The sequence below is a fragment of the Streptomyces sp. R28 genome (assembly GCF_041052385.1).
GTDB lineage: Bacteria > Actinomycetota > Actinomycetes > Streptomycetales > Streptomycetaceae > Streptomyces.
Genome location: NZ_CP163439.1, coordinates 4,819,925 through 4,832,377, shown reverse-complemented (window position 1 = coordinate 4,832,377; position 12,453 = coordinate 4,819,925). Strand labels below are relative to the sequence as shown.

The window sequence follows — 12,453 nt, the reverse complement described above, 5'->3', positions numbered from 1 at the left end:
GGCCCGGAGGGGACTAGACCCTCCGGGCCAGCACCTGCCCCGGCCAGTCGTCCTTCCCCACATAGGTCTCGGTACGGACGAAGCCGTGGCGCTCGTAGTAGCGGACGAGCCCGCCGTCGTCGCCCGCGTAGCAGTCCACCCTCAGCAGCGAGAGGCCCGCGCGCCGGGTCTCCTCGGCGGCGTGCGCGAGCAGGGCGCTGCCCACGCCGGACCCCTTGAAGCGGCGGTCGGAGGCGAGCCAGTGGATGTAGCGCTCGGGCTCGCCGGGCGGTGGGAGATGGGCCAGGTAGGCGCCGGGCGCGTCCGTGAGGGTGAGGGTGGCGGCCGGCACGCCGTCGATCTCGGCGATGAACGCGCTGCCCACCTCCATGTCCCGGGCGACCGATTCCGCCACCTTCGCGTTCTCCGACAGAGGCTTCGTCCCCCACTGACCCGGGCGCCCCTGGGCGACCAGCCACTCCACACAGCTGTCGAGCATGCCGAGTATCGCGGGGATGTCGTCGGGCCCGCCTTCTCTGATGGTGATCTCCATGCCGTCATGGTGCCAGGCTGGATCCCATGAGACTCTTCGCCGCCGTGCTGCCACCAGAGGACGTCACCAACGAACTGGCCGCAGAAGTCGCCGAGTTGAAGAAGCTGCCCGGCGCGGACGGGCTGCGCTGGACCGGCCGGCCCGGCTGGCACTTCACCCTCGCCTTCTACGGCGAGGTCGACGACGCCCTCGTACCCGACCTGTCGGCCCGCCTGGAGCGCGCCGCGCACCGTACGGCGTCCTTCCCGCTGGCGCTCAGCGGCGGCGGGCAGTTCGGGCACGGGCGGGCCCTATGGACGGGCGCGGAGGGGGACCTGGAGACCCTGCGGCTGCTGGCGGACCGCAGCGAGGCGGCGGCGCGCAAGGCCGGGGTGCCGATGGGGGAGCACCGGCGGTACAAGGCCCACCTGACGGTGGCGAGGAGCCGGTCGGCGGTGGACGTACGGCCGTATGTCGCGGCCCTCGGAGCGTTCACGAGCCGTACGTGGACGGTGGACGAGCTGGTGCTGGTGCGCAGCAATCTGCCGAAGTCGGGGGTGGCGGGCGAGCAGCCCCGGTACGAGGCGGTCGCCCGCCGGCCGCTCGGAGGGGCCGGTTAGGCTCGTGGCGTGGACCCGAAAACCCGGAACCGGATCATGGCCGGTGCGCTTGTGTTGATGTTCGTGCTGGTGGCCACCGCGGCGGCGCTCGGACGCTAGGACCGTCAGGTGAGCTCGATCAGCCCCAGCCGGACGCCTTCGCCGACGGTGGCGGCCCGGTTCTCGGTGCCGCGCATGCGGTAGATCCGTACGAGGACCTCCCGCTCGCTGAGCACCGGTCACCGGCGCCAGTCAGGTGTCACCAGGCGAAAGCCTCCGGGGAGGGCCCCGGGCCCGGGAAGATCTCGTCCAGTCCTGCCAGCAGTTCGCCGCTCAGCTCCAGCTCCGCCGCGCGCAGGGCCGAGGCGAGCTGTTCGCCCGTGCGGGGGCCGACGATCGGGCCGGTCACGCCGGGGCGGGTGAGCAGCCAGGCCAGGGCCGCCTCGCCGGGCTCCAGGCCGTGCTTGTCGAGCAGGTCCTCGTACGCCTGGACCTTCGTGCGTACGGCCGGGTCGGCCAGGGCGTCGGCGGCCCGCCCCGAGTTGCTCCGTCGGCCCTCGCCCTCCTTCTTGATGACGCCGCCGAGCAGTCCGCCGTGCAGCGGCGACCACGGGATGACGCCGAGGCCGTAGTCCCGCGCGGCCGGGATGATCTCCATCTCGGCGCGGCGCTCGTAGAGGTTGTAGAGGCACTGCTCGCTGACGAGGCCGATGGTGCCGCCGCGCCGGGCGGCGATCTCGTTGGCCTGGGCGATCTTGTACCCGGGGAAGTTGGACGAGCCGACGTACAGGATCTTCCCCTGCTGGACCAGCACATCGATGGCCTGCCAGATCTCCTCGAAGGGGGTGGCGCGGTCGATGTGGTGGAACTGGTAGACGTCGATGTAGTCGGTCCGCAGCCGCTTGAGCGAGGCGTCCACGGCGCGCCGGATGTTCACCGCCGACAGCTTGTCGTGGTTGGGCCACGCCTCGCCGTCCGCGGCCATGTTGCCGTACACCTTGGTGGCGAGGACGACCTTGTCGCGCCGCTCGCCGCCCTTCGCGAACCAGTTGCCGACGATGCTCTCGGTGCGGCCCTTGTTCTCGCCCCAGCCGTACACGTTCGCCGTGTCGAAGAAATTGATGCCCGCGTCCAGCGCCGCGTCCATGATCGCGTGACTGTCCGCTTCGTCGGTCTGCGGACCGAAGTTCATGGTGCCGAGGACGAGTCGGCTGACCTTGAGTCCTGTGCGTCCGAGCTGCGTGTACTTCATGACCTTCAGCCAACGGCTTGGAGCGCGCTCCAAGCAAGCGATCTTGACGCTAACCACTAGTTAGTGCTTTCCTTTGGTTAGCACTAGCTTGAACTTTCAATCTCATTGGGAAGAGAGCGTCGTGACCCCCACCTCCCCTGCCCGTAGGGCCCTCGTCGCGGTAGTCGCCTCGGCCGCCCTGCTCGGTGCCGCCGCCGTGCCGGCTGTCGCCTCCGCGCCTGCTTCCGCTGCCTCCGCCGCGTCCACCGCTTCCTTCGCCGGCTACTCGGACTCCGTGCGCCTCGGCTACCAGAAGGCCGTCACCGTCCGCGTGCTCAAGGGTGTGTTCGAGCAGGGCGACACCGAGGTCGTGGACCGTTTCGTGCGGTCGGACTACATCCAGCACAACCCGTTCGCACCCGACGGCGCCGAGACGCTGAAGAACCTGGCCACGTCCGTCCACCAGCAGTTCCCGGACGCCCGGTACGACGTCAAGCGGGTCATCTCCGAGGGCGACCTCGTGCTGGTCCACTCCCACGTGGTCCTGACGCCGGGCGCGCGCGGTCAGGCCGTGTTCGACATCTTCCGCTTCCAGGGCGGCAAGATCGCCGAGCACTGGGACACGGGGCAGAACGTGCCGGAGGGCTCCGCCAACGGCAACGACATGTTCTCCACGGTGAGTTGGCCGCGCACCGAGCAGCCGGGGCCGGCCTGGCTCACGGCGTACAACAAGAAGCTCGTCACCAAGGCCTTCGACCAACTCATCGTCCAGAAGGACCTGTCCGCCCTCGACCGGTACTGGGGCCCCGAGTACCACCAGCACAACCCGACGATCGCCGACGGTGTGGCGGGCGCGAAGTCAGGGCTGGGCGGTTACTTCGAGGCGTTCCCGCAGCTGACGGTCACACCGAAGCGGGTGATCGCCGAGGGCGACCTGGTGGCGGTGCACAGCCACTATGTGAACGCGCCGGGTGAGCGGGGCATGGCGGTCGTCGATCTCTTCCGGGTGCGGAACGGGAAGATCGTCGAGCACTGGGACGTGCTGCAGGACGTGCCGGAGACTTCGGCGAACGACAACGGGATGTTCTGAACGGGATGTTCTGAAGCGGGCGTGGGTGCGGGGTGGCCGTCGAGGTCACCCCGCACCTCTGTGCCGTTCCGGATCAGTCGTGGATGGTCACGCAGGCCTTGCCCCGCGGGTAGTTGGACCAGCTGGCGCACGCCTTGGTGCCGTCCCTGAAGGACTTGTTGACCGTGATCGGGCCCCAGGAGAAGTCCCGGGCCTCGCAGATCCTGCCGCTGGTCTTCTTCCAGGAGCCGATGGTGATGGTGGCCTTGCCGCAGTCGTCGGCGTGGTTCTTGGTGAGGGTGGTCTTGACCGTATTCACCTTGAGCTTGGTGCCCGTGACGGATATGCACTTGGATCCGCTGCTGCCCGGATTTCCGGTGCAGCCACTGCCGGAGGCGTATGCGGGCGGCGAAATGGACAGGGCTCCGATCAGACAGGCCCCGGCCATGATGGCGGTACGTGTGCGATTGAGCACGTCAACTCCCCGTAATTGCAATCGAGTTGCTCGGTCGGAGTTGACGCTAATGATCGGTGATCTTGCCCGGCAAGTTGTTATCGCCGCTTTTCACTGTTGCTGCACAATGTGTCGAGCACGGGCGGCGTTCCGTCGAGATACCAGCGCTTTTCCGTTTCGATCACCTGCCAGGCCGTGCAAGTTCCGGGGCCGTCGACCACGATGTAGGTGGCGTCCGCGGACTTTTTAACAGCTCCTCGTGAATTCTTTGCGGCCGTTTTGCCGAGGCGATTCAGATAGTTCGCCGCATAGTCGTCGGCGACGCTGTCCTCGGTGAAGAGCAGCTGGAATTCATCCGCGTCCTGGGTGTGCAGTGCCGTGACGGTGTGCTCTTCGAGGGAATTCAGGTCAGGGGCTCCACCGGGGGACTCGTTGTTAATGCTGACGACAATGGTGGTGAGCCATCCCGCGAGCAGTGCCCCACCGACCCAAATGCCCAAGCGGCCCTTCCTCATTGGCTGCACCTGCTCTCCGCGTCTCGCTTCTCTGATCAACGTGAGGGAAGCGTAGCTTGGACAATGCGCTGCTCCTCGGGCTGTCCCCCGGTGCCGTGTGGGGATGACTCCCGCGTGGAACCGGGGGACAGCCGGGGCGAGTTACGGCGATCGCGTCCGTAGCGTCGAGGTTCATGGAGCGGATGAACACCACACGCCGAGGCGTGCTCGCGCTGGGTACCGCGGCGGCGGCCACACCCTGGCTCGGGACAGCCCAGGCCCGAGCCCATGCCCAGCCCCGGACCCCCGCCGACTTCTCCGGAGAGCTCGACGAGTTGGGCATCGCGGAGCTGCGCGGACGGATGGCCGACGGACGGCTCGACGCCGTACGCCTCACCCACTACTACCTGGACCGGATCGACCGCATCGATCCGCTCCTGCGCTCGGTGATCGAGGTCAACCCCGACGCCCTGCGCGAGGCTCGGCGGCTGGACGCCGAGCAGGGCCCCCGGGGGCCGTTGCACGGCATGCCCGTCCTGCTGAAGGACCTGGTGGAGACCGGGGACCGGATGCACACGACGGCGGGCTCGCTCGCCCTGGAAGGCCTGCGGCCGGCGCGGGACGCCACGGTCGCCGCCCGGTTGCGGGCCGCCGGTGCCGTCATCCTCGGCAAGACCAACCTGAGCGAGTGGGCGGGCGGGATGTCGCTCACCCACCACGCCGGGTGGAGCGCCCGCGGCGGTCAGACCCGCAACCCCTACAAGCTGGACCGGTCGCCGAACGAGTCCAGCTCCGGTACGGGCGTCGCCGTCGCGGCGAACCTGTGCGTCGCCGGGATCGGTACCGAGACGAACGGCTCGATCATCGACCCGGCCTCGGCGAACTGCGTCGTCGGGGTCAAGCCGACCGTCGGACTGGTCGGACGCGGCGGTGTGATCCCCGGAGTGCCGAGCCAGGACAGTGTCGGGCCGCTGGCGCGTACGGTCCGGGACGCCGCGATCCTGCTCGGGACCCTTGTCGGGGTCGACGCGCGCGACCCGGCGACCGAGGCGAGCCGCGGCCGCTTCCACCGTGACTACACCCGCTTCCTGGACGCCGACGGGCTGCGCGGTGCGCGCATCGGCGTGCCGCGAGCCGTGTACTTCGGCTACAGCGACCATGCCGACGAGATCGCGGAACGGGCGATCGCCGTGCTCCGCGCGGCCGGTGCGACCGTCGTCGACCCGGCCGACATCCCGACGGCCGGGCAACTGGAGGACCTGCCCGGCTCGATGATCGTCCAGGCGTACGAGATCAAACGGGGGCTGGACGCCTACCTGGCCGCCGCCCCCGGCGACCACCCGCGCAGCCTCGCCGAGCTCATCGAGTTCAACCGTGCGCACGCCGACCGCGAGCTGCGCTACGTACGCCAGGACGGACTGGAGGCGGTGCACCAGCTGGACTTCACCGAGCGTGAGTACCGGGAGGCGCTGGCCACCAGCCACCGCCTGTCGCGTGCCGAGGGCATCGACGCGGTGCTGCGCCGGCACCGGCTGGACGCCTTGGTGATGCCGACCTCCGGCCCCCCGGCCAAGATCGACCTGATCCGCGGGGACACCTACGGCGGCGGCGCCTCGACCCCCGCCGCGCTCGCCGGCTACCCCGCGATCAGCGTCCCGGCGGGCTTCGCCTTCGGCCTGCCGGTCGGCCTGACCTTCATGGGCACGGCGTGGAGCGAGCCGACGCTGCTTCGGTTGGCGTACGCCTACGAGCGGGCGAGCCGGGTGCGGCGACCGCCGACGTACCGGGCGGCCGATGTGGGGTTCTGAGAGCCCGACACCCAGCCCCTCCTCCCCCTCCTCCACCGCACCCGGACGGGGATGAGCGTGGGGACGGCGACCTGTTACCCGGCGTCCGCCCGTGCGCGGGCGTCCTCGTGGACGCCGTCGACCGTCACGCGGCCTCGTACGGCTCGCCCAACCCCCACGCCTGATACATCGCGTCCGCGAAGGCCTCCGCGATCTTGTGCTCGCCGCTCGCGTTCGGGTGCGTGCCGTCGTACGTGTCGAGGTGGATGTCGTACGACGGGGGAGGGGAGGCCAGGAGCAGGGGCGAGCGGGGCTCGTCCAGGTCCGCCACCGCCTTGGCCAGCAGTTCGTTGAAGCGGGTGACCTCGGCGGCGAAGGGCGCGTCCGAGGTGGCGCGGACGTTCGGGATCACCGGCAGTACGGCCATCCGCACCGTCGGGTTCGCCGCCCTTGCCGCCGCCACGAACTCCCGTACGTTCTCCGCCGTCTGCTCCGCGTTCGTGTAGAAGCCCAGGTCGATCAGGCCCAGCGACACCAGCAGCACATCCGCCCGGTGCGACCGCACCGCCTCGCCGATCAGCGGGGCCATGTGCAGCCAGCCCTCGCCCCAGCCGGCGAGGTGGGCGCGGGGGAAGTCGGGGTCGGCGTACTCGTACGACGTGGGCGCGTCCATCGCCTTGTCGTACAGGGTCTCGCGCGGGCCGACGAGGGCGAAGGGGCCGCCGTACGTCTCATGCAGGTGCTGCCACATGCGGTAGCGCCACGTGTGTTCGCCGGCGCTGCCGATGGTCTGGGAGTCGCCGACGGGCATGAACCTGAGCATCCGCTCATGATGGACGATCGCTACCTGTCGGTAGGGACCGGCGGAGTGTGAAGCCTGACACTCCCGGAGCGGTTCACCCCGCCGGTCACTCGGCCGCCGAATCACCGGGCCGGATGGCAGGCTTGGGGACATGCGCCGACCGATCGCCCTTCTCGCCGGATTCCTGATCGCGGGCGCGTGCGCCCTGCCCGCCTCCGCCGCCGACGGCGACGAGGACTTCACGATCAAGGACCCGCGCATCACGGAGTCCAGCGGCCTCGCCGCGTCGCGGCAGCACCCCGGCATCTACTGGACGCACAACGACCAGGACAAGGGTGCCTACCTCTACGCCGTCGACAGCGGCACCGGCGAGACCGTCGCGACGATCACCATGACCGGCGTGGGCACCCCGCGCGACGTGGAGGCGATCTCCATGGGGCCCGGGAACGAGATCTACGTCGGCGACATCGGCGACAACGACGGTGTGGAGTGGCCCTATGTGTGGGTCTACCGGCTGCCCGAGCCCAAGACGCTCAAGGACCAGACGATCCGTGCCACGCAGTACGTGGTGAAGTACTCCGACGGGCCCCGCGACGCCGAGTCCCTCGTCGTGCACCCCAGGACCGGGCGCGTCTACATCATCGACAAGCAGGAGGACGGCGGGCACCTGTACGAGGCGCCGGCCGAGCTCTCCGCCAGCGGCACGAACGTCTTCAAGCCCGTCACCCCGGTCGACCTGTGGGCCACCGACGCCGCCTTCTCCCCGGACGGCGAAACCCTCGCCGCACGCGGCTACTTCGGCGGCATCGCCTACGACTGGAACGGCGGCAGGCTCAAGCGGCTGGAGCGCATCAACGTGCCCCTGGGCCAGGGGGAGTCCGTCTCCTACTCCGCCGACGGCACGAAGATCATGCTCGGCAGCGAGGGCGCCAACAGCAACGTCGTGGCGAAGGACGCCCCCGGGGGCGCCGGATCCTCCGACTCATCGTCCGGCAGCGGGAGTTCAGCCTCCTCCGGCGAGGGCGACAGCGGCAGGACGGGCGACCTCAAGGTCGGCGCCGTCGCGGTGCTCGTGGCCTGCGTCGTGGTCTTCGGGTTCCGGCGGCTGGTGCGCCGCAGGTGAGCGGTTACGGCGTCCGGGGTGATGTCTCTGCGCGCCGGGCGACCAGGACGTCGAGTCCGTCCAGGATCCGTTGCAGTCCGAACTCGAAGTGGTCGAAGTCGGGGCCCCAGGCGTCCTCGTGGAGGGAGGCGAGCAAGGGGTAGCGGCCGGAGGCCATGATCTTCTCCAGCATGGGTGCCTGGGCCTGCCAGAACTCCGTGTCCGTCAGGCCCGTGCGGCGCTCCGCCTCCCGCTGGTACAGCTGGGTGCGCGCGGCCCCGACGACGTAGCTGTCGATCATGATGATCGCCGAGACCAGCTCGGGGTCGGTCAGGCCCATCGGCTTGATGCGGTCGAGCACCTTCTCCATGGCGTCCACGGCACTCGGGCCGAGGATCGGGCGGGACTGGTTGACCTGGAGCAGCCAGGGGTGGCGGCGGTAGAGGTCCAGGGTCGCCCGTCCCATGGCCTCCAGGGCCGAGCGCCAGCCGCCGTCGCCGAGGGCGGCCGGGTTCTCGGAGGGGCGCTGGACACGGTCCAGCATCAGGTCGAGCAGCTCGGCCTTGCCGGGGACGTACCGGTACAGCGACATCGTGCCGGTGCCCAGCTCGGCGGCGACCCGGCGCATGGACACCGACTCCAGGCCCTCGCCGTCCGCGACCCGGACGGCCGCTTCCACGATCTGGTCCAGGGTGAGGGTCGGCTTGGGCCCCCGGCTCGGGCGTGGGCCCGCGTCCCAGAGCAGCTCCAACGTGCGGACGATGTCGCCGCTGCCGCTGGTCTCCGTACCGCTGGTGTCGCCCTTGCCGCTCGTCATGCAGTTCAGCTTAAGTCCTCCCGAAAAAAACTGAGTACGGCGTACGCGAAATCGGGTACGGTGTACTCAGTTATCGAAAGGGGGACCCCATGGGTGAAGGAAGCGACGGGAACGACGGATGCGCGGTGCGGGCCGAAGGGCTGGAGAAGCGCTACGGCGAGAAGCGCGCCCTAGACGGCTTCGACCTGGCCGTTCGTGAGGGGACGGTGCACGGTCTGCTCGGGCCGAACGGCGCGGGCAAGACCACCGCCGTACGCATCCTGTCCACGCTGATCAGGCTGGACGGCGGCCGGGCGACGGTGGCCGGTCTGGATGTGGCCCGGCAGCCGCGCGAGGTGCGGGCGCGCATCGGGCTCACCGGGCAGTACGCCGCCGTGGACGAGGTGCTCACCGGGCGGCAGAACCTGGAGATGTTCGGCCGGCTCTTCCATCTGGGCGGCAGGCGGGCGAAGGTGCGTGCCGCGCAGCTCCTCGATCAGTTCGACCTGACCGACGCAGCCGACAAGGGCGTCGGCGACTACAGCGGCGGTATGCGGCGCCGTCTCGACCTCGCCGCCTCGATGATCCTCGCCCCGGCCGTCCTCTTCCTCGACGAGCCGACGACCGGGCTCGACCCCCGTAGCCGGGGCGAGGTCTGGGATTCCGTACGGGCGTTGGTGGCAAGCGGCACGACTGTGCTGCTGACCACGCAGTACCTGGAGGAGGCCGACAAGCTGGCCTCGCACATCACCGTCATCGACCAGGGCCGGGCCATCGCCGACGACACCCCGGACGGACTGAAGAACCTCGTCGGCGGCGACCGTATCGAGGTCGTCGTCGCCGAACGGGCCGACATCCCGCAGGTGGCGAAGGTCGTCGCCCGCGTCTCGGACGGCGAACCGGAGACGGAGGAGGGCGAGTTGCGGGTACACGCGCCCGTGGTCGACCGGGTGGCCGCGCTGACCGAGGTCGCGCGGACGCTGCAGGACGAGGGCGTCCAGGTCGAGGACATCGGGCTGCGCAGGCCGAGCCTCGACGACGTCTTCCTGCGCCTGACCGGACACCGCACCGAGAAGGCCGGGAAGGCCGAGAAGGAGGCCGTCGCATGACCGCCGTGGACCTGCCTGCCCCGGCCACGCACGGCCGCCTGTACTGGACCCTCGCCGACGTCTGGAACGTCGTCCGCCGCGGCCTCACCCACTACCAGCGCCAACCGGTCAACATCGCCTGGCAGTTGGGCTTCCCGATCCTGTCCGTCCTGCTCTACGGCTATGTCTTCGGCAGCGCGATGAAGGTGCCCGGCGGCGGGGACTACAAGGACTTCCTGATGCCGGGCATGTTCGTGATGACGATGGCGTTCGGCTTCATCAACACCGCCACCCTCGTCGTCCACGACTCCACCAAGGGTGTCATCGACCGGTTCCGCTCCATGCCGATGGCCTCGTCCGCGGTGGTCGCGGGGCGCGGGATCACCGATCTGCTCACCGCCTGTGCGGAGTTGGCGATCATGATGCTGACGGCCTTCGCGATGGGCTGGCGCCCGGACGGCGGGTTCGGCTTCCTCGGCGCCTTCGGTCTGCTGCTGTGGCTGCGGTTCGCGCTGATCTGGATCGGGGTGTGGCTGGGCCTGATGGTCCCCAACCCGGAGGCCGCGGGCGGTCTGTTCGCCGTCGCCTTCCCGCTCACGATGATCTCCAGCATCTTCGTCGCGCCGCAGCTGATGCCCGACTGGCTCGGCTGGGTGGCGGCCTGGAACCCGATCTCGTCCACCGCCGCGGCCGGCCGTGAGCTGTTCGGTACGCCGGTCGTGGGCGGGGACTCCTGGGTCGAGCAGCACGCGCTGCTGATGGCCGGGGTGTGGCCGGTGGTCCTGACGGCGATCTTCCTGCCGCTCGCGGTGCGGAGGTTCCAGAAGCTGAGCCGGTGATGCCGCGCGGCGGAGCCGCAAATTGATACCGCGTCCTTGACGTGTCCAACCGACCTGTCTTCCATGGGAGGTGCGGGATGTGGGAGCGCTCCCACCTGTTCCGGGCCCGCGCCTCCCGAGAGGAAGCAGCGACATGTTCCGCAGCTTGCGAAGAGCGCTGTGTGCTGCCGCGGCGGCGCTTCTGTTACCGCTGGGGGCCGGTGCGCAGACCGCCCACGCGGCGGATCCCGGCGCCGGCTACTGGCACACCAGCGGTCGGCAGATCCTGGACGCGGCCGGGCAGCCGGTCCGTATCGCCGGGATCAACTGGTTCGGCTTCGAGACCGGCAACCACGTCCTGCACGGCCTGTGGGCCCGCGACTACAAGAGCATGCTCGACCAGATGCGATCGCTGGGCTACAACACCCTGCGCCTGCCCTTCAGCGACGACATCCTCAAGCCCGGCACCATGCCGGACAGCATCAACTTCGCCGACGGCAAGAACGCCGACCTGCAGGGGCTGACGTCCGTGCAGGTCCTCGACAAGATCGTGGCGTACGCCGGTCGGACCGGCCTGAAGGTCGTCCTCGACCGGCATCGTCCCGACTCCGGCGGCCAGTCGGCGCTCTGGTACACGGCGTCGGTCCCCGAGTCGACGTGGATCGCCAACCTCAAGGCACTGGCGCAGCGCTACAAGGGCGACAGCACGGTCGTCGGCATCGACCTGCACAACGAGCCCCACGACCCCGCCTGCTGGGGATGCGGCGACACGACCCGCGACTGGCGCCTCGCCGCCCAACGGGCCGGGAACGCCGTCCTGTCCGTCAACCCCGAGCTGCTGATCATGGTCGAGGGCGTCCAGTCGTACGACGGCGTCAGCGGCTGGTGGGGCGGCAACCTCATGGGCGTGGCCCAGTACCCGGTCCAGCTCGACGTCCCGAACCGGCTCGTGTACTCGGCCCACGACTACGCCACCAGCGTGGCCCAGCAGCCCTGGCTCAGCGATCCGGCGTTCCCCGGCAACATGCCGGGCGTCTGGGACCGGTACTGGGGTTACCTCTTCAAGCAGAACATCGCCCCCGTGTGGATCGGCGAGTTCGGTACGACGCTCCAGTCGACGGTGGACCAGAAGTGGCTGACGGCGCTGGTGACGTACCTGCGGTCGACGTCGACGTACGGGGCGGACTCGTTCCACTGGACGTTCTGGTCGTGGAACCCCAACTCCGGTGACACGGGCGGGATTCTGAAGGACGACTGGTCGACCGTGGACACCGTGAAGGACGGGTATCTGGCGAGCATCAAGGCGCCGGGATTTCCGGGGAGCGGGGGCGGCGGGGGTGATCCCGGCCCCGGCGGCTCCACGGCCACCTGCAGCGCCGTTTACACGGTCAGCAGCGACTGGGGCGGTGGCTTCAACGCCGAGGTGAGGGTGACCAACGCGGGTGCCGTGCCCGTCAAGTCCTGGAAAGTGATGTGGACTTGGGGCGGGGCACAGAAGGTCACCAGCATGTGGAACGCGTCGTACACGCAGAGCGGGAGCACCGTCAGCGCATCGAACGCCGACCATAACGGGGCGATAGCGGCCGGTGGCACGGCGAGCTTCGGGTTCTCGGGGGCGCCCGGGGGCGGAGGTGTGCCGAGTGTGAGCTGTACGGCGACGTGAGCGCGAGGGGCGCCCGGCGAGTGCCGGGCGCCCCTCATC

13 protein-coding genes are annotated in these 12,453 nt (G+C 69.7%); 7 read left to right on the top strand and 6 right to left on the bottom strand.

Annotated elements, in window-relative coordinates; genetic code table 11:
* Positions 1-13 precede the first annotated feature (13 nt).
* Positions 14-532, bottom strand: coding sequence for a GNAT family N-acetyltransferase (locus tag AB5J49_RS21285; protein WP_369170209.1), 519 nt, complete (start codon positions 530-532; stop codon positions 14-16).
* A 26-nt stretch (positions 533-558) separates the two neighbouring features.
* Between AB5J49_RS21285 and thpR the strand changes: the two genes are divergently transcribed.
* Complete coding sequence (thpR, locus tag AB5J49_RS21280) at positions 559-1,131, top strand: RNA 2',3'-cyclic phosphodiesterase (RefSeq protein ID WP_369170208.1); 573 nt, start codon at positions 559-561, stop codon at positions 1,129-1,131.
* Positions 1,132-1,369: 238 nt separating this feature from the next.
* Here thpR and AB5J49_RS21275 read toward each other — a convergent pair whose 3' ends face one another.
* Positions 1,370-2,362, bottom strand: coding sequence for an aldo/keto reductase (locus tag AB5J49_RS21275; protein WP_369170207.1), 993 nt, complete (start codon positions 2,360-2,362; stop codon positions 1,370-1,372).
* Positions 2,363-2,483: 121 nt separating this feature from the next.
* Here AB5J49_RS21275 and AB5J49_RS21270 point away from each other — a divergent pair, with 121 nt between their 5' ends.
* The gene (locus AB5J49_RS21270; RefSeq protein WP_369170206.1) at positions 2,484-3,431 is read left to right on the top strand and encodes a nuclear transport factor 2 family protein; all 948 of its coding nucleotides are present in this window, start codon (positions 2,484-2,486) and stop codon (positions 3,429-3,431) included.
* A 73-nt stretch (positions 3,432-3,504) separates the two neighbouring features.
* Here the strand turns inward: AB5J49_RS21270 and AB5J49_RS21265 are convergent, their stop codons facing one another.
* Positions 3,505-3,885: a hypothetical protein gene (locus tag AB5J49_RS21265; protein WP_369170205.1), complete on the bottom strand. Its 381-nt coding sequence runs from the start codon at positions 3,883-3,885 to the stop codon at positions 3,505-3,507.
* 77 nt (positions 3,886-3,962) lie between these two features.
* Entirely contained in the window at positions 3,963-4,364 is a 402-nt protein-coding gene (locus AB5J49_RS21260; RefSeq protein ID WP_369170204.1) for a hypothetical protein, read from the bottom strand.
* A 188-nt stretch (positions 4,365-4,552) separates the two neighbouring features.
* Between AB5J49_RS21260 and AB5J49_RS21255 the strand changes: the two genes are divergently transcribed.
* Complete coding sequence (locus tag AB5J49_RS21255; protein ID WP_369170203.1) at positions 4,553-6,166, top strand: amidase; 1,614 nt, start codon at positions 4,553-4,555, stop codon at positions 6,164-6,166.
* A gap of 124 nt (positions 6,167-6,290) precedes the next feature.
* Here the strand turns inward: AB5J49_RS21255 and AB5J49_RS21250 are convergent, their stop codons facing one another.
* A complete protein-coding gene (locus AB5J49_RS21250; RefSeq protein ID WP_369170202.1) occupies positions 6,291-6,968 on the bottom strand; it encodes an SGNH/GDSL hydrolase family protein in 678 nt (225 codons plus the stop codon).
* 130 nt (positions 6,969-7,098) lie between these two features.
* On the opposite strand from AB5J49_RS21250, the gene AB5J49_RS21245 reads away from it, so the two are divergent.
* A complete protein-coding gene (locus AB5J49_RS21245; RefSeq protein WP_369170201.1) occupies positions 7,099-8,070 on the top strand; it encodes a WD40 repeat domain-containing protein in 972 nt (323 codons plus the stop codon).
* 4 nt (positions 8,071-8,074) lie between these two features.
* Here the strand turns inward: AB5J49_RS21245 and AB5J49_RS21240 are convergent, their stop codons facing one another.
* Positions 8,075-8,866, bottom strand: a complete 792-nt coding sequence (locus AB5J49_RS21240) for a TetR/AcrR family transcriptional regulator (RefSeq protein ID WP_369170200.1) — start codon at positions 8,864-8,866, stop codon at positions 8,075-8,077.
* Between the two features lie 89 nt (positions 8,867-8,955).
* Here AB5J49_RS21240 and AB5J49_RS21235 point away from each other — a divergent pair, with 89 nt between their 5' ends.
* From AB5J49_RS21235 to AB5J49_RS21225, 3 genes are all read left to right on the top strand, one after another.
* A complete protein-coding gene (locus tag AB5J49_RS21235) occupies positions 8,956-9,954 on the top strand; it encodes an ATP-binding cassette domain-containing protein (protein ID WP_369170199.1) in 999 nt (332 codons plus the stop codon).
* Positions 9,951-10,772 (top strand): ABC transporter permease, encoded by an 822-nt coding sequence (locus AB5J49_RS21230; RefSeq protein ID WP_369170198.1) that lies wholly within the window; start codon positions 9,951-9,953, stop codon positions 10,770-10,772. The genes AB5J49_RS21235 and AB5J49_RS21230 overlap by 4 nt, the downstream gene beginning before the upstream one ends.
* 133 nt (positions 10,773-10,905) lie before the next feature.
* Positions 10,906-12,414: a cellulase family glycosylhydrolase gene (locus AB5J49_RS21225; RefSeq protein WP_369170197.1), complete on the top strand. Its 1,509-nt coding sequence runs from the start codon at positions 10,906-10,908 to the stop codon at positions 12,412-12,414.
* Positions 12,415-12,453 lie beyond the last annotated feature (39 nt).

Bases quoted from the DNA above. Each gene is read 5' to 3' on its own strand.
- AB5J49_RS21285 (WP_369170209.1), bottom strand. From the start codon at position 532: ATGGAGATCACCATCAGAGAAGGCGGGCCCGACGACATCCCCGCGATA.
- thpR (WP_369170208.1), top strand. From the start codon at position 559: ATGAGACTCTTCGCCGCCGTGCTGCCACCAGAGGACGTCACCAACGAA.
- AB5J49_RS21275 (WP_369170207.1), bottom strand. From the start codon at position 2,362: ATGAAGTACACGCAGCTCGGACGCACAGGACTCAAGGTCAGCCGACTC.
- AB5J49_RS21255 (WP_369170203.1), top strand. From the start codon at position 4,553: ATGGAGCGGATGAACACCACACGCCGAGGCGTGCTCGCGCTGGGTACC.
- AB5J49_RS21250 (WP_369170202.1), bottom strand. From the start codon at position 6,968: ATGCTCAGGTTCATGCCCGTCGGCGACTCCCAGACCATCGGCAGCGCC.
- AB5J49_RS21245 (WP_369170201.1), top strand. From the start codon at position 7,099: ATGCGCCGACCGATCGCCCTTCTCGCCGGATTCCTGATCGCGGGCGCG.
- AB5J49_RS21240 (WP_369170200.1), bottom strand. From the start codon at position 8,866: ATGACGAGCGGCAAGGGCGACACCAGCGGTACGGAGACCAGCGGCAGC.
- AB5J49_RS21235 (WP_369170199.1), top strand. From the start codon at position 8,956: ATGGGTGAAGGAAGCGACGGGAACGACGGATGCGCGGTGCGGGCCGAA.
- AB5J49_RS21230 (WP_369170198.1), top strand. From the start codon at position 9,951: ATGACCGCCGTGGACCTGCCTGCCCCGGCCACGCACGGCCGCCTGTAC.
- AB5J49_RS21225 (WP_369170197.1), top strand. From the start codon at position 10,906: ATGTTCCGCAGCTTGCGAAGAGCGCTGTGTGCTGCCGCGGCGGCGCTT.